The 20,097-nt window shown below is 65.5% G+C and carries 13 protein-coding genes and 1 tRNA gene; all 14 read left to right on the plus strand.

Annotation, left to right across the window (positions count from 1 at the left end; all coding sequences use genetic code 11):
- Positions 1 to 188 precede the first annotated feature (188 nt).
- The 14 genes from MFF01_RS15730 to fusA all read left to right on the plus strand — a co-directional run bounded on the left by MFF01_RS15730 (position 189) and on the right by fusA (position 20,007).
- Positions 189 to 265 (plus strand) — tRNA-Trp (locus MFF01_RS15730).
- Between the two features lie 214 nt (positions 266 to 479).
- Positions 480 to 785 (plus strand): preprotein translocase subunit SecE, encoded by a 306-nt coding sequence (secE, locus tag MFF01_RS15735; RefSeq protein ID WP_238226919.1) that lies wholly within the window; start codon positions 480 to 482, stop codon positions 783 to 785.
- A gap of 59 nt (positions 786 to 844) precedes the next feature.
- The gene (gene nusG / locus MFF01_RS15740; RefSeq protein WP_238226921.1) at positions 845 to 1,378 is read left to right on the plus strand and encodes a transcription termination/antitermination protein NusG; all 534 of its coding nucleotides are present in this window, start codon (positions 845 to 847) and stop codon (positions 1,376 to 1,378) included.
- A gap of 222 nt (positions 1,379 to 1,600) precedes the next feature.
- Positions 1,601 to 2,050: a 50S ribosomal protein L11 gene (rplK, locus tag MFF01_RS15745; protein ID WP_091975308.1), complete on the plus strand. Its 450-nt coding sequence runs from the start codon at positions 1,601 to 1,603 to the stop codon at positions 2,048 to 2,050.
- Between the two features lie 12 nt (positions 2,051 to 2,062).
- Positions 2,063 to 2,761: a 50S ribosomal protein L1 gene (gene rplA / locus MFF01_RS15750; protein ID WP_238226922.1), complete on the plus strand. Its 699-nt coding sequence runs from the start codon at positions 2,063 to 2,065 to the stop codon at positions 2,759 to 2,761.
- A gap of 372 nt (positions 2,762 to 3,133) precedes the next feature.
- Entirely contained in the window at positions 3,134 to 4,471 is a 1,338-nt protein-coding gene (locus tag MFF01_RS15755; RefSeq protein ID WP_238226924.1) for an aminotransferase-like domain-containing protein, read from the plus strand.
- Between the two features lie 117 nt (positions 4,472 to 4,588).
- Entirely contained in the window at positions 4,589 to 6,214 is a 1,626-nt protein-coding gene (locus MFF01_RS15760; RefSeq protein WP_238226926.1) for a B12-binding domain-containing radical SAM protein, read from the plus strand.
- Between the two features lie 571 nt (positions 6,215 to 6,785).
- A complete protein-coding gene (gene rplJ, locus MFF01_RS15765) occupies positions 6,786 to 7,316 on the plus strand; it encodes a 50S ribosomal protein L10 (protein WP_238226929.1) in 531 nt (176 codons plus the stop codon).
- Positions 7,317 to 7,373: 57 nt separating this feature from the next.
- On the plus strand, positions 7,374 to 7,748 hold the full coding sequence (rplL, locus tag MFF01_RS15770) for a 50S ribosomal protein L7/L12 (RefSeq protein WP_238226931.1): 375 nt from the start codon (positions 7,374 to 7,376) through the stop codon (positions 7,746 to 7,748).
- 249 nt (positions 7,749 to 7,997) lie between these two features.
- Positions 7,998 to 12,122 (plus strand): DNA-directed RNA polymerase subunit beta, encoded by a 4,125-nt coding sequence (gene rpoB / locus MFF01_RS15775; RefSeq protein WP_238226933.1) that lies wholly within the window; start codon positions 7,998 to 8,000, stop codon positions 12,120 to 12,122.
- Positions 12,123 to 12,300: 178 nt separating this feature from the next.
- Positions 12,301 to 16,509, plus strand: a complete 4,209-nt coding sequence (gene rpoC / locus MFF01_RS15780; protein ID WP_238226935.1) for a DNA-directed RNA polymerase subunit beta' — start codon at positions 12,301 to 12,303, stop codon at positions 16,507 to 16,509.
- Positions 16,510 to 16,957: 448 nt separating this feature from the next.
- Positions 16,958 to 17,329 (plus strand): 30S ribosomal protein S12, encoded by a 372-nt coding sequence (gene rpsL / locus MFF01_RS15785; protein ID WP_018044234.1) that lies wholly within the window; start codon positions 16,958 to 16,960, stop codon positions 17,327 to 17,329.
- A 101-nt stretch (positions 17,330 to 17,430) separates the two neighbouring features.
- Complete coding sequence (gene rpsG / locus MFF01_RS15790) at positions 17,431 to 17,901, plus strand: 30S ribosomal protein S7 (protein ID WP_018044233.1); 471 nt, start codon at positions 17,431 to 17,433, stop codon at positions 17,899 to 17,901.
- Positions 17,902 to 17,931: 30 nt separating this feature from the next.
- Positions 17,932 to 20,007 (plus strand): elongation factor G, encoded by a 2,076-nt coding sequence (gene fusA, locus MFF01_RS15795; protein ID WP_238226937.1) that lies wholly within the window; start codon positions 17,932 to 17,934, stop codon positions 20,005 to 20,007.
- Positions 20,008 to 20,097 lie beyond the last annotated feature (90 nt).

The following is a 20,097-nucleotide window of genomic DNA, read 5'->3' on the forward strand; positions in this document are numbered from 1 at the left end:
CGCCATCAACGAGTAGTCGATAGGGCGGCTCGACCGCCCCTCTTCCTGACGATGCGACGCCGTGGGACCCCCGTCCCACGGCGTTTGCTTTTTCACCGAAACAACCTGCAGAATCCCGGGCGGTTTGCCATTGCGGCCCGGCGCGGGGCGGTCTATAGCAGCGCCGCGGCGATGAACGCGTCCCGCATAGGAGTGTAGCTCAACTGGTCAGAGCGCCGGTCTCCAAAACCGGAGGTTGCGGGTTCGAGTCCCTCCACTCCTGCCATTTGGCCGCTGCACCAGGTTTCGCTCACGTCGTTTCCCAGATTTTGATCAGGCCGTCTCTCGATCAGCCGGTGTCCGGTGCAGTCGACAAGCACCGGGACTTGCGTTAGAGCGGTCGCCTTCCGAGATCGATGAAAGCTGTCGGGGCGGGTTCGGGTGCGAACCGTCGCACCGTGTTTTCCGATCCCCGGACCGTTCTCCCTGTTGTTGGCGCCATGGCATCGAACGAACCCTCGAAGAAAGCGGATCTCGCGCGCACTTCTCAGCGCGGCACCGCCACGCCGACACCGCCCCGGGCGACGCCGCCTGCGCGGCCGGCTCCCAAGCGCGTCGGGCCCGTGGAATTCCTGAGTCAGGTTCGTGACGAGGGCCGCAAGGTCACGTGGCCGACCCGCAAGGAGACCGTCGTCACCACCGTGATGGTGTTCATCATGGTGGTCGTGGCGAGCCTGTTCTTCACGGTGGTCGATCAGGCCATGCGCTACCTCGTGACCCTGATCCTCGGGGTCGGGACCAACTAACCCCTCGGGCCGGGCGCGTTCCCGCGACCGGCCGACCGACGTCAGGATTTGGTGAGAACGTGTCGAAGCGCTGGTACATCGTCCACGCCTACTCGAACTTCGAGAACAAGGTCGCGCAGTCCATCAAGGATCAGGCGGCCCAGCGTGGCCTGATGGAGCTGTTCGACGAGGTCATGGTTCCGACCGAGAAGGTCGTCGAGGTCCGTCGCGGACGCAAGGTCGATGCCGAGCGCAAATTCTTCCCCGGCTACGTCCTGGTGAAGTGCGACCTGACCGACGAGGTCTACCACCTCATCAAGAACACCCCCAAGGTCACGGGCTTCCTCGGGGCCGACAAGTCGAAGCCCGTGCCGATTCCGGATTCGGAAGCCGAGCGCATCAAGGGCCAGGTGGCCGAGGGCGTCGAGCGCCCGAAGCCCTCCGTGTCCTTCGAGATCGGCGAGACCGTCCGCGTCTCGGACGGTCCGTTCGCCTCGTTCAACGGCACCGTCGAGGAAATCGACGAGAGCCGTTCGCGCCTCAAGGTTGCCGTCTCGATCTTCGGCCGCGCCACCCCGGTGGAACTCGAATACGCCCAGGTCGAGAAACTCTGAGTTCTCGTTCGCGATCGATCCGGCACGATCGATCGCTCTCTTTCCGGCGGGCCCCGCGCCCGCCGCGAAACGCCGTTGGCGGATTTCGTTCCCCCGGCACCACGCGCGGAAGGTCTGCCCGGTTCGCCGCCGGGGCTCACGGACCGCACCGCGACCTGCAACCGCCCGCTCCATCCGCGCTGAGGCCAGCCGGGTGCCGGGCATTCTCTGGGAGCAGTCCCTATGGCAAAGAAGATCACGGGCTACGTGAAGCTTCAGGTTCCGGCCGGCGCCGCGAACCCGTCGCCGCCCATCGGCCCCGCGCTCGGTCAGCGCGGCCTCAACATCATGGAATTCTGCAAGGCCTTCAACGCGAAGACCTCTCAGATCGAGAAGGGCACCCCGATCCCGGTCGTGATCACGGCCTATCAGGATCGCTCCTTCACCTTCGAGATGAAGCAGCCCCCGGTGACCTTCTTCCTGAAGAAGGCCGCTGGCCTGAAGATCGGCAAGAAGCCGGCTTCCGGCTCCAAGACCCCGGGCAAGGGCCCGACGGTGGGCAAGGTCACCGAGGCACAGCTCCGCGAGATCGCCGAGCGCAAGATGCCCGACCTGAACTGCGATTCGGTGGATGCCGCCGTCGCGATGATCCGTGGCTCCGCGCGGGCCATGGGTCTCGACATCGTCGCTTAAGGGGAGGGCACCATGGCACACGAAGGCAAGCGCATCCGCGCAGCCCGCGAGGGCATCGACGCGCTCAAGCTCTATTCCATCGACGAGGCGATCAAGCTCGTTAAGGAGAAGGCCAGCGCCAAGTTCGACGAGACCGTCGAGATCTCGATGAACCTCGGCGTCGACCCGCGCCACGCCGACCAGATGGTCCGCGGCGTCTGCAACCTGCCCAACGGCTCCGGCCGGACCGTGCGGGTGGCGGTGTTCGCCCGCGGCGCCAAGGCCGATGAGGCCCGCGAAGCCGGTGCCGACATCGTCGGCGCCGAGGATCTCCTCGAGATCGTCCAGGGCGGCAAGATCGAGTTCGATCGCTGCATCGCGACCCCGGACCTGATGCCGCTGGTCGGTCGCCTCGGCAAGGTGCTGGGCCCGCGCGGCCTGATGCCGAACCCGAAGGTCGGCACCGTCACCATGGACGTCAAGGGTGCCGTCGCCGGCGCCAAGGGCGGCTCGGTGGAGTTCCGCGTCGAGAAGGCCGGCATTGTTCACGCCGGCATCGGCAAGGTCTCGTTCGACGCCGACAAGCTCGTCGAGAACATCAAGGCGTTCGCCGACGCGGTGAGCAAGGCCAAGCCGGCCGGCGCCAAGGGCCAGTACGTCCAGCGCGTCGCCGTGACCTCCTCCATGGGTCCGGGCGTCAAGGTCGAGCCGGCCACGGTGCTGCCGGCCTAACCGCCGCGGAACTGTCCAAACGTCTGGAAACGCCCGGCCTCGCGGCCGGGCGTTTTCGTTTGGGACCTACGCCCGCCAGAACGGCCGGCAGGTCTCGCATCGGACATCCATTGGATTCAGGCCGACCTCCCGCATCTGCTCGGGCTCGAGCGCCCCGAGGGCTCGCCGATGCCGCCAACGCCCGTACCAGATGCGGCAGCGTGCACGAAAACCAATCCGGGCGGGCGTCACGCGGGCCGAAAGGACGGGCGATGCGGTCAGAGCGGAGGGTGGCATGGCAGATCTCAACGAAGCCGCCTTCGAGAAGGCTTGCCAAGCAACATTGATCCGATCATGACTCGGATCAATCGAAACATTGATCTCGGATCAATTTTGCCCATGACCGACTATCGTGCCTTCGCCGACGGCCTGGCCGAGGATATCGCTAGGGGACGGCTTGCACCGGGAGCGCGCCTGCCGCCGCAGCGAACCTTCGCCTATACTCACGGCATCGCCGTCTCGACGGCGAGCCGGGTCTATGCAGAGCTGGTTCGGCGTGGCCTCGTGACCGGCGAGACCGGACGCGGGACCTATGTCCGCTCCCATGACGGCACACCAAGTCTCGCCTTCGCCGAGCCCCCTGCAACGGCCGTCGATCTCGAACGCATCTACTCGGTTCTTCCGGATCAAGCCGACAGTCTATCGCGTACAATCGCCGAATTGCTCCGACCTGACCGCCTGGCACATGTCGTCGCCCCCGTGGCGGCAGCCGGAGATCCCGAAGGCCGCACCATCGCGGCCCGCTTCCTCGCTCGCTCGGGCTGGGCGCCTGCCGCCGACACCCTTCTGTTCACGGGCAATGGACGCCAGGCCGTCGCCGCCGCCCTCGCGGCCCTCGCGCCGCCGGGGGAGCGGATCGGTGTCGAGTCGATCACCTATCCCGTCGTGAAGGGGATCGCCGCGCGCCTCGGCATCACACTGGTACCTCTTGGCCTCGACGAGGAGGGCCTGTGCCCCGATGCCATAGCGCAGGCGCACCGTGCCGCGCCCCTGCGGGGGATCTACCTTCAGCCCTCCCTGCACAATCCCCTCGGGATCACCATGGGGCCGGAGCGCCGGGCGGCCATCGCGGCGAGCCTCGAAACCCACGGGCTCTTCGCCGTGGAGGATGCGATCTACGGTTTCCTCAGCGACGCCGTCCCCCTGGCCGCCCACGCCCCCGACCGGACGATCCTCGTCGACAGCCTGTCGAAGCGGGTGGCTCCGGGCCTCACCCTGGGCTTCATCGCGCCACCGCCGTCCCTCGTCGACCGGACCGCCCTGTGCGTCCGCTCAGGAGGCTGGGGGGCCACAGGGCTACCCTTCGCCGTCGGACTGCATCTCATGGAGTCGGGTGAGGCAGCTCGAATCGGGCTGGCGAAGCGGGCCGATGCCCGCGCCCGTCAGGCGCTGGCCCGCAAAACCCTCGACGATCTCGTCCTGCGCGGGGACGACCGAGCCTATCATCTCTGGCTCGCCCTGCCGGAGACGTGGCGGGCCGAGACCTTCGTGGCGGCCGCCGCACGGCGGGGGATCGCCGTGACACCCGCGAGTGCCTTCGCCGTCCATCCCGGCCATGCGCCCAACGCCGTGCGCCTCGCCCTGGCCGCACCGCCCTGCGACACCCTCGTGACGGCTCTAAAGACCCTCCGCCAGCTCGCGACCGAGGGCGACGACAGCCCCATCGAGTGAGCGGCCCGGACGTCCGTTCAAAGGACCGTGAGGACCCGCCCGGCAAACGTCGGAGGAAACAAGAAATCGCGCCACGAGGGGGACGCCTTCGCGCGGCGCTGTGCTAGATACGGGTCCATGCGATGCACCCTCTCCGTCTCCTCGAAGCGACGCATTCTGTGCGTCTTTCCCGCCTACACCCCGTCCTTCGGGACGTTCGCGCACGCCTATCCGTTGATGGGCGGCGTCAAGGCGTTCATGCCACCGCAAGGCCTCCTGCTCATTGCGGCCTACATGCCCGAGAGCTGGGAGTACCGGTTCGTCGACGAGAACATCCGGCGGGCCGGGGCTGAGGATTTTGCCTGGGCCGACGCGGTGTTCGTGTCGGGCATGCACATCCAGGCGCCCCAGATCCGGGACATCTACGCGCGGGCGCACGCCGCCGGTAAGGTCACGGCGCTGGGCGGCCCGTCGGTGTCGGGCTCGCCCGAGCAGTACCCCGAATTCGACTACCTCCACATCGGCGAGATCGGCGACGCCACGGACGAGCTCGTGGCGATCCTCGACCGCGACGTGTCGATTCCGGCGGCCCAGGTTCGCCTCGAGACCAAGGAGCGCCTGCCGCTCTCGGACTTCCCGGCCCCCGCCTACGAGGCCGCACCGCTCAAGCGCTACCTCATCGGCTCCCTGCAATTCTCGTCGGGCTGCCCGTACCGCTGCGAGTTCTGCGACATCCCGCAGCTCTATGGCCGCCAGCCGCGCCTGAAGAGCCCGGAACAGATGCTCGGCGAACTCGACGCCATCATCTCGCAGCCCGGCCACCCGGCGGTGATCTACTTCGTCGACGACAACTTCATCGGCAATCGCAAGGCGACGAAGGACATGCTGCCCCACCTCGTGGAATGGCAGAAGAAGCACAACTACCCGCTTCAGTTCGCCTGCGAGGCGACGCTCAACATGGCGAAACAGCCCGACATCCTCGAGCTCATGCGTCAGGCCAACTTCATGACCGTCTTCGTCGGCATCGAGACGCCGGAAGAGGAGGCGCTCGCCGGCATCGATAAGAAGCACAATGCCGCCGTGCCCATGTACGAGGCCATCGAGACCCTCAACAGCTACGGCCTCGAGGTGACCTCGGGCATCATCCTCGGCCTCGACACCGACACAGACAGCTCCGAGCAGAAGCTCATCGACTTCATCGACAAGTCGGCCGTGCCGGTTCTGACCATGAACCTGCTCCAGGCCCTGCCGAAGACACCCCTATGGGACCGGCTCACCCGCGAGGGGCGCCTCACCCACGACGCGGCGCTCGAATCCAACGTGCTGTTCAAGCGGCCGCACGACGACGTGGTGGCGAGCTGGCGCCGGGCCATCGCCCATGCCTACGAGCCGGCCAACCTGTTCGAGCGCTTCAAGTATCAGGTCGAGCGGACCTACCCGCACCGGATCAAGACGCCGGTGAAGGGCAAGCTCACCCGGACCAACCTACGCCGCGGCCTGATCCTCGGGTTCAACATCGCCCTGCGGGTCGGCGTCCTTTCGGATTATCGCGGTGTGTTCTGGAAGGCGGCGGGGCACGCCCTGCGCCGCGGGCAGATCGAGGCGGTCTTCAACATGGGTTTCGTCGCCCACCACCTCATCCGCTTCACCCGCGAGGCCCTGCGGGGCGAGCACAACGCCTCGTTCTACGCGGCGAAGGCGGATGCGGCCAAGCAAGTACGGACACCGTGGTGGCAGGCCGCCCGCAAGTTCCTCCCGACCTAGCCACCCGCCCTTTCCGCGGGTCACGGCCTCCCGCGGGAGGGGAACGGGCGGGCGTCTCGGAGCCCGAACGGCGTCAAGCGAAATCGGCGGCTGCGGCGGAATAATCGCGCCTGGCCCCTTGGCAGGCTGCTTGCAAGGTTCTATAGACCGCGCTCAACGTTTCATACGCGGGAAAGGAATCGGCTGATCTGTCGGTTTCCAGCGTGAAAGATCCCTGGGCAACCAGGTGATATGGCCGGAAGGCCTTGAGGGGCGAAAGCTCTTCCAGGCTTCGTCCGGCCATGTCCTGTCCGAGACTGCAGGCGCCGGGTGACCGGCTTAATTCTCCAGCCTGCACAGACGGGGAAGACCGAATTCAACATCCTCGCGTCCCCGGCGATTCGCCTGGGGTCGAGAGGCATCGGTTTGAACCATCTCACCCGTGTCGTCCACCCGTTCCGGGGGGCGGTAGGGGACAGGGCCGTGAAGCGTCGTCCAGGACGTTCCGGCTTCCTCGAGCCGAGTTCCGTCCCGGGCGGCATGTGCAACCGGCGGACCCATTCTCGGGTTCCGCCAACCGGAGAGAGCCCCAGTGGACAGGACAGCCAAAGCTGATCTCGTCTCGACGCTCAACGGCGTGTTCGCGAACACGTCCGTCGTCGTCGTGGCCCACTACAAGGGCCTCACGGTCGCCGACATGCAGAAGCTGCGCACGCAGATGAAGCAGGCCGGTGCCACCGTGAAGGTCACCAAGAACCGCCTCGCCAACATCGCTCTCGATGGCACGGACGTCGCCTCCATCAAGCCCCTCCTGAAGGGTCCGACCCTGCTCGCCTATTCGAGCGATCCGGTCGCGGCCGCCAAGGTGGCGGTGGACTTCGCCAAGGCCAACGACAAGCTCGTGATCCTCGGCGGCGCCATGGGCACGACAGCCCTGAACCCGGACGGCGTGAAGGCCCTGGCCTCGCTCCCGTCCCTCGACGAACTGCGCGCCAAGATCGTGGGCCTGGTCCAGGCTCCCGCGACCAAGATCGCCCAGGTCGTCAACGCACCGGCGGCCAAGCTCGCCCGCGTGTTCGGGGCCTATGCCACGAAGGACGAGGCCAAGGACGAAGCGGCCTGACGCCGCATCGTTCTTCCCAAACCATCCGTTCAAACCGATTTCTGAAGGAATACAACCATGGCTGATCTCGCCAAGCTCGTCGACGACCTGTCCTCGCTGACCGTTCTCGAGGCCGCCGACCTCGCCAAGATGCTCGAAGAGAAGTGGGGCGTCTCGGCTGCTGCCGCCGTCGCTGTCGCCGCTGGTCCGGCCGCCGGCCCGGCTGCCGCCGCCGAGGAGCAGACCGAGTTCACGGTCATGCTGACCTCCGCCGGCGACAAGAAGATCGAGGTCATCAAGGAGGTCCGCGCGATCACCGGCCTCGGTCTCAAGGAAGCCAAGGACCTCGTCGAGGGCGCTCCGAAGGCCGTCAAGGAGTCCGTCAACAAGGAAGAGGCCGAGAAGCTCAAGGCCCAGCTCGAGAAGGCTGGCGCCAAGATCGAGCTCAAGTAAGACCGTTCGGTGGGCCGGCTCGGCCCACCACCTTCCGTCAGGCTCGCCCGAGCCTGACGGCACCGAAGGCCCGCGGGTTCGCGCCCGTGGGCTAACGTCGCTTCCGGCGACACGACCGGCCCGGCGACGGGCCACGAAATTTTCAGTTCGGGAGGACGGCGTCCGGCGGGGCGCGTCCATCGCCTGGTCGCGGGAGGCACGAGCCTTCCCCGGGCATCCGGTACGCGGGACGTAGGAGCGAGGTCACCCATGGCCAACACGCTGGTCGGTCGCAAGCGCATTCGCAAATTCTTCGGCAAGATCAAGGAAGTCGCCGAGATGCCGAACCTCATCGAGGTTCAGAAGGCATCCTACGACCAGTTCCTGATGATGGACGAGCCGGAAGGCGGGCGGGGCGACGAAGGCCTGCAGACCGTGTTCAAGTCGGTGTTCCCGATCTCCGACTTCTCGGCCACCGCCCTGCTCGAGTTCGTGAAGTACACGTTCGAGCAGCCGAAATACGATGTCGACGAGTGCCGCCAGCGCGGCATCACCTTCGCGGCGCCCCTCAAGGTGACGCTCCGTCTCATCGTGTTCGACGTCGATCCCGATACCGGCGCGAAGTCGGTCAAGGACATCAAGGAGCAGGACGTCTACATGGGCGACATGCCCCTGATGACGGAGAACGGCACCTTCATCGTCAACGGCACCGAGCGCGTCATCGTCTCCCAGATGCACCGTTCGCCGGGCGTGTTCTTCGATCACGACAAGGGCAAGACCCACTCGTCGGGCAAGCTCCTGTTCGCCGCCCGCATCATCCCGTATCGCGGCTCCTGGCTCGACGTCGAGTTCGACGCCAAGGACATCGTCCACGTCCGCATCGACCGCAAGCGCAAGCTGCCGGTGACCTCCCTGCTGTTCGCCCTCGGGCTCGACGGCGAGGAGATCCTGTCGACGTTCTACAACCGCGTGCAGTACGACCGTGACGGTGCCGACTGGCGCGTGCCGTACGACGCCGAGCGCCTGAAGGGCTTCAAGGCCTCCGTCGATCTCATCGACGCCGAGTCCGGCGAAGTCGTGCTCGAGGCCGGCAAGAAGCTCAACGCCCGCAACGCCCGGCAGATCGCCGAGCGCGGCGTTCAGTTCCTCAAGGCCACGGACGAGGACCTCATCGGCCAGTACATCGCCGAGGATCTGGTCAACGCCCACACGGGCGAGATCTGGGCCGAGGCCGGCGACGAGATCTCCGACAAGCTCCTCAAGAGCCTGGAAGAGGTCGGCGTCACCGAGCTGCCCGTGCTCGACATCGACCACATCAACGTCGGCCCCTACATCCGCAACACGCTCGCCGTGGACAAGAACTCCGCCCGCGAGGGCGCCCTGTTCGACATCTACCGCGTCATGCGTCCGGGTGAGCCGCCGACCCTCGATACCGCCGAGGCGATGTTCCACTCCCTGTTCTTCGATTCCGAGCGCTACGACCTTTCGGCCGTCGGCCGCGTGAAGATGAACATGCGCCTCGACCTCGACGCCGAGGACACCGTGCGGACTCTGCGCCGCGAGGACATGCTCGCCGTGGTCAAGGCCCTGGTGGACCTGCGCGACGGCAAGGGCGAGATCGACGACATCGATCACCTCGGCAACCGCCGCGTGCGCTCGGTGGGCGAACTCATGGAGAACCAGTACCGCCTGGGCCTCCTGCGCATGGAGCGCGCCATTAAGGAGCGGATGTCGTCCGTCGACATCGATACCGTGATGCCGCAGGACCTCATCAACGCGAAGCCGGCCGCCGCCGCCGTGCGCGAGTTCTTCGGCTCGTCGCAGCTGTCGCAGTTCATGGATCAGACCAATCCGCTCTCGGAGGTCACCCACAAGCGCCGCCTCTCGGCGCTTGGCCCGGGTGGTCTGACCCGCGAGCGCGCCGGCTTCGAGGTGCGCGACGTGCACCCGACCCATTACGGCCGCATCTGCCCGATCGAGACGCCGGAAGGCCCGAACATCGGCCTCATCAACTCGCTGGCGACCTTCGCCCGCGTGAACAAGTACGGCTTCATCGAGACCCCCTTCCGCAAGGTTAAGGACGGCATCGTCACGAAGGACGTCGCCTATCTCTCCGCCATGGAGGAGGCGAAGTACTACGTCGCGCAGGCCAACGCGCAGATGGACGAAGCCTTCAAGCTCACGGAAGACCTCGTGGTCTGCCGTCGCGCCGGCGACGTCATCGTCGTGCCGCCGGACCGCGTCGACCTCATGGACGTGTCGCCGAAGCAGCTCGTCTCGGTGGCCGCCGCCCTCATCCCGTTCCTGGAAAACGACGATGCGAACCGCGCCCTCATGGGCTCGAACATGCAGCGCCAGGCGGTGCCCCTCGTCCGCGCCGACGCGCCTTTCGTCGGCACGGGCATGGAAGCCGTCGTCGCCCGCGATTCCGGTGCCGCCATCGCGGCGCGGCGCACGGGCATCGTCGACCAGGTGGACGCCACCCGTATCGTTATCCGCGCCACGGAGGAGGCCGACGCCAACAAGCCCGGCGTCGACATCTACCGCCTGCAGAAGTTCCAGCGCTCCAACCAGTCGACCTGCATCACGCAGAAGCCCCTGGTGCGCGTCGGCGAGGCCGTGAAGAAGGGCGAGATCATCGCCGACGGTCCGTCGACGGAGTTCGGCGAGCTGGCTCTGGGCCGCAACGTGCTCGTCGCGTTCATGCCGTGGAACGGTTACAACTTCGAGGACTCGATCCTGCTCTCCGAGCGGATCGTGAAGGATGACGTGTTCACCTCGATCCACATCGAGGAGTTCGAGGTGATGGCCCGAGACACCAAGCTCGGTCCGGAAGAAATCACCCGCGACATCCCGAACGTCTCGGAAGAGGCCCTGAAGAACCTCGACGAGGCCGGCATCGTCTACATCGGTGCCGAGGTCCATGCGGGCGACATCCTGTGCGGCAAGATCACCCCGAAGGGCGAGAGCCCGATGACGCCGGAGGAGAAGCTCCTGCGCGCCATCTTCGGTGAGAAGGCGTCCGACGTGCGCGATACCTCGCTCCGGGTTCCCCCGGGCGTGACGGGCACCATCGTCGAGGTCCGGGTGTTCAACCGCCACGGCGTCGACAAGGACGAGCGCGCCCAGGCCATCGAGCGCGAGGAAATCGAGCGTCTCGCCAAGGACCGCGACGACGAGCAGGCGATCCTCGATCGCAACACCTATGCGCGCCTCGCCACCGTGCTCATCGGTCAGGCGCCCATCGCCGGTCCGAAGGGCTTCAAGAAGGAGACCACGCTGAACCGTGAGCTCCTCAGCGAGTACCCGCGCTCGCAATGGTGGCAGTTCGCCGTGATCGACGACCGTCTCATGACCGAGATGGAAGCGATGCAAAAGCAGTACGACGAGTCGAAGAAGCGCCTCGAGCAGCGCTTCCTCGACAAGGTCGAGAAGCTGCAGCGCGGCGACGAGCTGCCCCCCGGCGTGATGAAGATGGTCAAGGTCTTCGTCGCGGTGAAGCGCAAGATCCAGCCGGGCGACAAGATGGCCGGCCGCCACGGCAACAAGGGTGTCGTGTCGCGGATCGTGCCCATCGAGGACATGCCGTTCCTCGAGGACGGCACCCATGCCGACATCGTGCTGAACCCCCTCGGCGTGCCGTCGCGCATGAATGTCGGTCAGATCCTCGAGACCCACCTCGGCTGGGCGGCGGCCGGTCTCGGCCGCAAGGTCAGCCAGGCGGTGGACGCCTACCTTCGCAGCAACGACATCGCGCCCCTCAAGGCGGAGATGGAGGCGATCTACTCGCCGTCCGAGCTCGAAGGCCTGTCGGACGAGGACATGGCGGAGGCGGCCAACAACGTGCGTCGCGGCGTGCCGATGGCCACCCCGGTGTTCAACGGCGCCAAGGAAGCCGACATCGAGCAGATGCTGGAAATGGCCGGTCTCGACCGGTCGGCCCAGTCGACCCTCTATGACGGCCGCACGGGTGAGCCCTTCGACCGCAAGGTCACCATGGGCTACATCTACATGCTGAAGCTGCACCACCTCGTGGACGACAAGATCCACGCTCGGTCGATCGGTCCGTACTCCCTCGTCACCCAGCAGCCCCTGGGCGGCAAGGCGCAGTTCGGCGGTCAGCGCTTCGGCGAGATGGAGGTCTGGGCCCTCGAAGCCTACGGCGCCGCCTACACCCTGCAGGAGATGCTCACGGTGAAGTCGGACGACGTCGCCGGCCGCACCAAGGTGTACGAGGCCATCGTGCGTGGCGACGACACCTTCGAAGCCGGCATCCCCGAGAGCTTCAACGTGCTCGTGAAGGAGATGCGCTCCCTCGGCCTCAACGTCGAGCTCACCTCGTCGAAGCAGACCGCCAACGACCAGATCGAGCCGCCCGCCGAGGCGGCCGAGTAACCACCGCATCACGCTCCCGCGCCGGCTCCCAAGCCGGCGCGGTTCGAGCGGGGAGGGGAAGCGCCTCTCGGACAGACCACGGCCAGCGGCGACTGAGGCAGTCGCGGCGCCGACTTTACGTTTACAGCACGCGGTAGCCCCTCGGCGGAGGGCGCGCCCCGTCAGCAGGAGTTGATCCATGAACCAAGAGGTCATGAATCTTTTCAACCAGCAGGCTCAGCCCCAGAGCTTCGACCAGATCAAGATCTCGATCTCGTCGCCGGAAAAGATCCTCTCGTGGTCTTTCGGCGAGATCAAGAAGCCCGAGACGATCAACTACCGTACGTTCAAGCCCGAGCGCGATGGCCTATTCTGCGCCCGGATCTTCGGACCGATCAAGGACTACGAGTGCCTGTGCGGCAAGTACAAGCGCATGAAGTACAAGGGCGTCATCTGTGAAAAGTGCGGCGTCGAGGTCACCCTCGCGCGCGTGCGGCGCGACCGCATGGGCCACATCGAGCTTGCCGCCCCCGTCGCCCACATTTGGTTCCTGAAGTCCCTGCCGAGCCGCATCGGCCTCCTGCTCGACATGGCCCTGAAGGACCTCGAGCGGATCCTGTACTTCGAGTCCTACGTCACCATCGAGCCGGGTCTCACCCCCCTCAAGGAGCGCCAGCTCCTGTCGGAGGAGGAGTACCTGCGCGCCCAGGAGGAGTACGGCGAGGACAGCTTCACCGCCATGATCGGTGCCGAGGCCATCCGCCGGATCCTGCAGGAACTCGACCTCGACGGCATCGCCGATTCGCTGCGCGAAGAGATCGCCACCACGACCTCCGAGCTGAAGCCGAAGAAGCTCCTCAAGCGCCTGAAGATCATCGAGGCCTTCCAGATGTCGGGCAACAAGCCCGAGTGGATGATCCTCACCGTCGTGCCCGTGATTCCGCCGGACCTGCGTCCGCTGGTGCCCCTCGACGGCGGCCGCTTCGCGACCTCCGATCTCAACGACCTGTATCGCCGCGTCATCAACCGCAACAACCGCCTGAAGCGGCTGATCGAGCTGCGCGCGCCCGACATCATCATCCGCAACGAGAAGCGCATGCTTCAGGAGGCGGTGGACGCGCTGTTCGACAACGGCCGGCGTGGCCGCGTCATCACCGGCGCCAACAAGCGTCCCCTGAAGTCGCTCGCCGACATGCTTAAGGGCAAGCAGGGCCGCTTCCGTCAGAACCTCCTCGGCAAGCGCGTCGATTATTCCGGCCGCTCGGTCATCGTGGTGGGTCCGGAACTGAAGCTGCACCAGTGCGGCCTGCCGAAGAAGATGGCCCTCGAGCTGTTCAAGCCGTTCATCTACGCGCGCCTCGACGCCAAGGGCTTCTCGGCCACCGTGAAGCAGGCGAAGAAGCTCGTCGAGAAGGAGAAGCCCGAGGTCTGGGATATCCTCGACGAGGTGATCCGCGAACACCCGGTGATGCTCAACCGTGCGCCGACGCTCCACCGCCTCGGCATCCAGGCGTTCGAGCCCAAGCTCATCGAGGGCAAGGCGATCCAGCTGCACCCGCTGGTCTGCGCCGCGTTCAATGCTGACTTCGACGGCGATCAGATGGCCGTGCACGTTCCCCTGAGCCTCGAGGCTCAGCTGGAAGCGCGCGTGCTGATGATGTCGACGAACAACATCCTGCACCCCGCCAACGGCCTGCCGATCATCGTGCCGTCGCAGGACATCGTGCTCGGCCTCTACTACCTGTCCATCGTGGCCGAGGGGGCCGTCGGCGCGTTCGATCCGACGAGCAAGACCAACCCGATGCAGGGCGTCTTCGGCAATATCGGCGAACTCGAGCACGCGCTCGCCGCCAAGACCGTCAAGCTGCACTCGAAGATCCGCTGGCGCTGGAACGGCATCGGTCCCGATGGCGAGCCCCTGACGAAGACCTACGACACCACCCCGGGCCGCGTGATCCTGTCGGGTGCCCTGCCGCTGCACAAGAACGTCCCCTTTGACGTCGTCAACAAGCTGATGACCAAGAAGGAGATCTCGGGAATGATCGACACCGTCTACCGCCACTGCGGTCAGAAGGAGTCGGTGATCTTCTGTGACCGCATCATGGCGCTCGGCTTCAACCACGCGTTCAAGGCCGGCATTTCGTTCGGCAAGGACGACATGGTGGTGCCGGACAACAAGTGGCCCATCGTCGACGACACCCGCGCCCTGGTGAAGGACTACGAGCAGCAGTACAACGACGGCCTGATCACGCAGGGTGAGAAGTACAACAAGGTGGTGGATGCCTGGGCGAAGTGCTCGGACAAGCTCGCCGCCGAGATGATGCTGCGCATCTCCACCGTCCAGAAGGACGAGCACGGCGCCGACAAGCAGATCAACTCGATCTACATGATGAGCCATTCCGGTGCTCGTGGTTCGCCGGCCCAGATGAAGCAGCTCGCCGCCATGCGTGGCCTCATGGCCAAGCCGTCGGGCGAGATCATCGAGACGCCGATCATCTCGAACTTCAAGGAAGGCCTCGACGTGCTCGAGTACTTCAACTCGACCCACGGCGCTCGTAAGGGCCTCGCGGACACCGCGTTGAAGACCGCCAACTCGGGTTACCTCACCCGCCGCCTCGTCGACGTCGCCCAGGACGCGGTCATCCGCGAGGTGGATTGCGGCTCCACCTCCGGCATCCGCATGCGCGCCATCGTGGATGCGGGCCAGGTCGTGGCACCGCTCTCCATCCGCATCCTCGGCCGCGCCACGGCGGAAGATCTCGTCGCCCAGGACGGCACGGTCATCGTCAAGACCAACGAGACCATCGAGGAGAAGCACCTGCCGGCCATCCAGGCGGCGGGCATCCAAGAGGTGAAGATCCGCTCGGTGCTGGTGTGCCAGACCAAGAGCGGCGTCTGCGCCACCTGCTACGGACGCGATCTCGCCCGTGGCACGCCCGTCAACATGGGCGAGGCCGTCGGCGTCATCGCGGCCCAGTCCATCGGTGAGCCGGGCACCCAGCTCACCATGCGCACCTTCCACATCGGCGGCGCGGCGCAGATCGCCGACTCGTCCTTCATTGAGTCGAGCTTCGAGGGCACCATCAAGATCCGCAACCGGGCCTTGGCCCGGAACACGGACGGTGACCTCATCGCCACGGGCCGCAACGTCGCCGTCGTCATCGTCGGCACGGACGGCGCGGAGCGTGCGGTTCACCGCCTGCAATACGGCGCCAAGCTGCGGGTCGACGAGGGCGACAAGGTCAAGCGCGGCCAGCGCATCGCCGAGTGGGACCCCTACACCCGTCCGATCATCACCGAGACGGACGGCATCGTCGCCTACGAGGACCTCATCGACGGTCAGTCCATCACGGAGACCACGGACGAATCGACGGGTATCGCCAAGCGCGTGGTCATCGATTGGCGCGGCACCGCCCGCACCGCCGACCTCAAGCCGGCGATGCTGGTGCTCGACGCCGACGGCAAGCCCATGAAGCTGCCGCGCGGCTCCGACGCCCGGTACTTCCTGCCCGTCGACGCCATCATCGGCTACGATCCGGGTGCACGGGTGAAGGCCGGCGATATCCTCGCCCGCGTCTCCACGGATTCGGCCAAGACCCGCGACATCACCGGCGGTCTGCCGCGGGTGGCGGAGTTGTTCGAGGCGCGTCGTCCGAAGGACGCGGCGATCATCGCCGAGAAGTCGGGCACCATTCAGTTCGGGCGCGACTACAAAAACAAGCGTCGTCTGACCCTGACGCCGCACGATGGCTCGGAGGCCGTCGAATACCTCATCCCCAAGGGCAAGCACATTCACTTGCAGGACGGGGACGTGGTGGAACTCGGCGACTACATCGTCGACGGCAATCCAGCGCCGCACGACATTCTGGCGATCAAGGGCGTGGAGGAGCTGGCTGCTTACCTCGTCAACGAGATCCAGGAGGTCTACCGGCTCCAGGGCGTGGCCATCAACGACAAGCACATCGAGGTCATCGTCCGGCAGATGCTGCAGAAGGTCGAGATCACCGACGGCGGCGATTCGGACATCCTCACGGGTGACCAGATCGACCGGACGGAACTCGCGGACGTGAACGAGAAGCTGCTGGCCGAGGGCAAGCGTCCCGTCGTTGGCGTGCCCGTGCTCCTCGGCATCACCAAGGCGTCGCTGCAGACGAAGTCGTTCATTTCGGCCGCATCGTTCCAGGAGACCACCCGCGTTCTCACCGAAGCGGCCGTCAACGGCAAGATCGACTACCTCGAGGGTCTCAAGGAGAACGTCATCGTCGGGTCGCTCATCCCGGCGGGCACGGGCTCCATGGCCGCCGACATCCGCGCGGTCGCGCGGCGTCGCGACGCCATGATCCTGCAGCAGAAGGCAGCCGAGAGCGGTGCGACACCCCTCTCCGAACTGCCGCCCGCCGCCGAATAACGCTAGCGCGGCGCATCGAGCATACGGGGGTCGCCCATGGGCGGCCCCTTTTCTATGGCCGAAAGCGCCACCCGACGAGCCCGGACTCGATCGCCAACCCGGACTTTCGTTCACGGTCCGGTAGGACAACGGCTTGACGAGGAGCGAATCTCCCTCTATCAGGCCCTCATTGAACGGCTGGCCGTAGGCAGCATTTGATCCACGAGCGCCTCGCTCGGATCCACGCTACCTAAACGCATCCGACTTCAACAGACGAACACGTGTCAGCCCGGCATGATCGCTTGCTTCAATGCAGGTGATCCTCTGCTTGCAACGACGCGCCAAAGGCTGATCTCAGCCTGGGGCGCGGTTTTGCGTTTCATCGCACGGATCGTGCGGCGACGGGGCGGGCCAAACGAGATTTGGATTTCGACGGTCGCCGCTGGCGACGCGTTTCGAGAGGATTGGCATGCCGACGATCAACCAGCTGATCGCTCAGCCGCGCAAGGCGCAGAAGAGCCGCAACAAGGTGCCGGCGCTCGACGCCTGCCCGCAGAAGCGTGGCGTCTGCACCCGCGTCTACACGACGACTCCGAAGAAGCCGAACTCGGCGCTTCGTAAAGTCGCTAAGGTTCGCCTGACCAACGGCTTCGAGGTCATCGGCTACATCCCGGGCGAGGGTCACAACCTTCAGGAGCACTCCGTGGTGATGATCCGCGGCGGCCGCGTGAAGGATCTTCCCGGCGTTCGCTACCACATCCTGCGCGGCGTGCTCGACACGCAGGGCGTCAAGGGCCGCAAGCAGCGTCGTTCGAAGTACGGCGCCAAGCGTCCCAAGTAAGACTTTCGTGCACCCCGTAAGGATGCTGCCGGTTCCGGAGAGGAATTCAAGGCGGCCTGCGCGGGGTGGTTTCAAGACCTTAGATTTAGACGGAGCGAGCGATGTCCCGCCGCCATTCTGCCGAGAAGCGCGAAATCATTCCCGACGCCAAGTACGGCGACATCGTCCTGACCAAGTTCATGAATTCGATCATGTACGAGGGCAAGAAATCCATCGCCGAAGGGATCGTCTACGGTGCCTTCGACATCGTCGAGAACCGTGCCCGCGCCAACCCGATCGAGGTGTTCCGCGCTGCCCTCGAGAACGTGGCTCCGGCCATCGAGGTCCGCTCCCGCCGCGTCGGCGGCGCGACCTACCAGGTTCCCGTCGAGGTGCGCACCGAGCGTCGCCAGGCGCTCGCCATCCGTTGGCTGATCCAGGCCGCCCGTGGCCGCAATGACCGCACCATGGTCGAGCGCCTTTCGGCCGAACTCCTCGATGCCGCCAACAACCGCGGCAACGCCGTGAAGAAGCGGGAAGACACCCACCGGATGGCCGAAGCCAACCGCGCCTTCTCGCACTACCGCTGGTAAGCGGACCCGGACCCTTTCAGGAGCAATCCGATGCCCCGCACGCACGCGATCGAGGACTACCGCAACTTCGGCATCATGGCTCACATTGATGCTGGCAAGACCACGACCACCGAGCGGATCCTGTACTACACCGGCAAGTCCCATAAGATCGGCGAAGTCCATGACGGCGCCGCGACCATGGACTGGATGACGCAGGAGCAGGAGCGTGGCATCACGATCACCTCCGCTGCCACGACCTGCTTCTGGCGCGACAAGCGCCTCAACATCATCGACACTCCCGGCCACGTCGACTTCACCATCGAAGTCGAGCGTTCGCTCCGCGTCCTCGACGGGGCCGTGTGCGTCCTCGACGGCAACCAGGGTGTCGAGCCGCAGACCGAGACCGTCTGGCGTCAGGCTGACAAGTACGACGTGCCGCGCGTCGTGTTCGTCAACAAGATGGACAAGATCGGCGCCGACTTCTTCAAGTGCGTCGCCGACATCATCGACCGGGTCGCCGGCAAGCCTGTGTGCCTGCAGCTCCCGATCGGCGCCGAGAACACCTTCAAGGGTGTGATCGACCTGATCAAGATGAAGGCCATCGTCTGGACGTCTGAAAAGCTCGGCGCTGAGTTCGCCGAGACCGAGATCCCCGCAGACCTCGCCGATCAGGCCGCGGAATACCGCGTCAAGCTCGTCGAAGCCTGCGTCGAGATGGATGACGATGCCATGTCGGCCTATCTCGACGGAGTCGAGCCCGACGCTGCGACGATGCACCGTCTCGTGCGCACCGCCGTCCAGCGTCGCGCCTTCCATCCGGTGTTGTGCGGCTCGGCCTTCAAAAACAAGGGCGTCCAGCCCCTGCTCGACGCCGTGGTCGATTACCTGCCGTCTCCTGCCGATCGCGGCGAGATCAAGGGCCTCGACTTCAAAACCGAGGAAGAGACCGTCCGGCACCCGTCGGATTCGGATCCCTTCTCCATGCTCGCCTTCAAGATCATGGACGATCCCCACGTCGGAACGATCACGTTCTGTCGCGTGTACTCGGGCAAGATTGAGTCGGGCGCCAACGTGCTCAACTCCTCGCGCGACAAGAAAGAGCGCGTCGGCCGCATGCTCCTCATGCACGCCAACAACCGCGAGGACGTCAAGGAAGCCTTCACGGGTGACATCGTCGCCCTGGCCGGCCTCAAGGACACCCGTACGGGCGACACCCTGTGCGATCCGAGCAAGGCCGTGATCCTCGAGAAGATGGAGTTCCCCGAACCCGTCATCGAGATCGCCGTCGAACCGAAGTCGAAGGCCGATCAGGAGAAGCTCGGCATCGCTCTCGCCAAGCTCGCCGCCGAGGATCCGTCGTTCCGGGTCTCGACGGATCAGGAGTCTGGCCAGACCATTCTTCGCGGAATGGGCGAGCTTCACCTCGACATCAAGGTCGACATTCTGCGCCGTACCTACATGGTCGACGCGAATATCGGTCAGCCGCAGGTGGCGTATCGCGAAAAGCTCACGAAGCGCACCGAGATCGACTACACCCACAAGAAGCAGACCGGCGGTACCGGTCAGTTCGCCCGGGTGAAGTTCGTGGTCGAACCGAATGAGCCCGGCAAGGGCTTCGAGTTCGCCTCAAAGATCATCGGCGGTGCGGTGCCCAAGGAGTACATCCCGGGCGTCGAGAAGGGTCTCAACTCGGTCCTCGGCGCCGGTATCCTGGCGGGCTTCCCCGTCGTCGACATCAAGGTTGAGCTCATCGATGGCGCTTACCACGATGTCGACTCGTCGGCGCTGGCCTTCGAGATCGCGTCGCGGGCAGCTCTTCGCGAAGCTCTCCAGAAGGGTGGATCGGTCCTGCTCGAGCCGGTGATGAAGGTCGAGGTCGTCTCTCCGGAAGAGTATACCGGCTCGGTGATCGGCGATTTGAACTCCCGCCGTGGCCAGATCCAGGGCCAGGACATGCGCGGCAACGCGAACGTCATCAACGCGATGGTGCCGCTCGCCAACATGTTCGGTTACGTGAACCAGCTCCGGTCCTTCTCTCAGGGCCGTGCCAACTTCACGATGCAGTTCGACCATTACGAAGAGGTGCCGCGCGGCGAGGCCGAGAAGGTCGTCGCCAAGTACGCCTAAGACGGCGGCGCCCTTCGGGGCGCCACCCGCACCGCTTCAAACGCAACATCAGTTCAGACGGAGGCTATCATGGCCAAAGAGAAATTCGCT

Origin of the sequence: Methylobacterium adhaesivum (assembly GCF_022179065.1) — a bacterium.
Taxonomy (GTDB): domain Bacteria; phylum Pseudomonadota; class Alphaproteobacteria; order Rhizobiales; family Beijerinckiaceae; genus Methylobacterium; species Methylobacterium adhaesivum.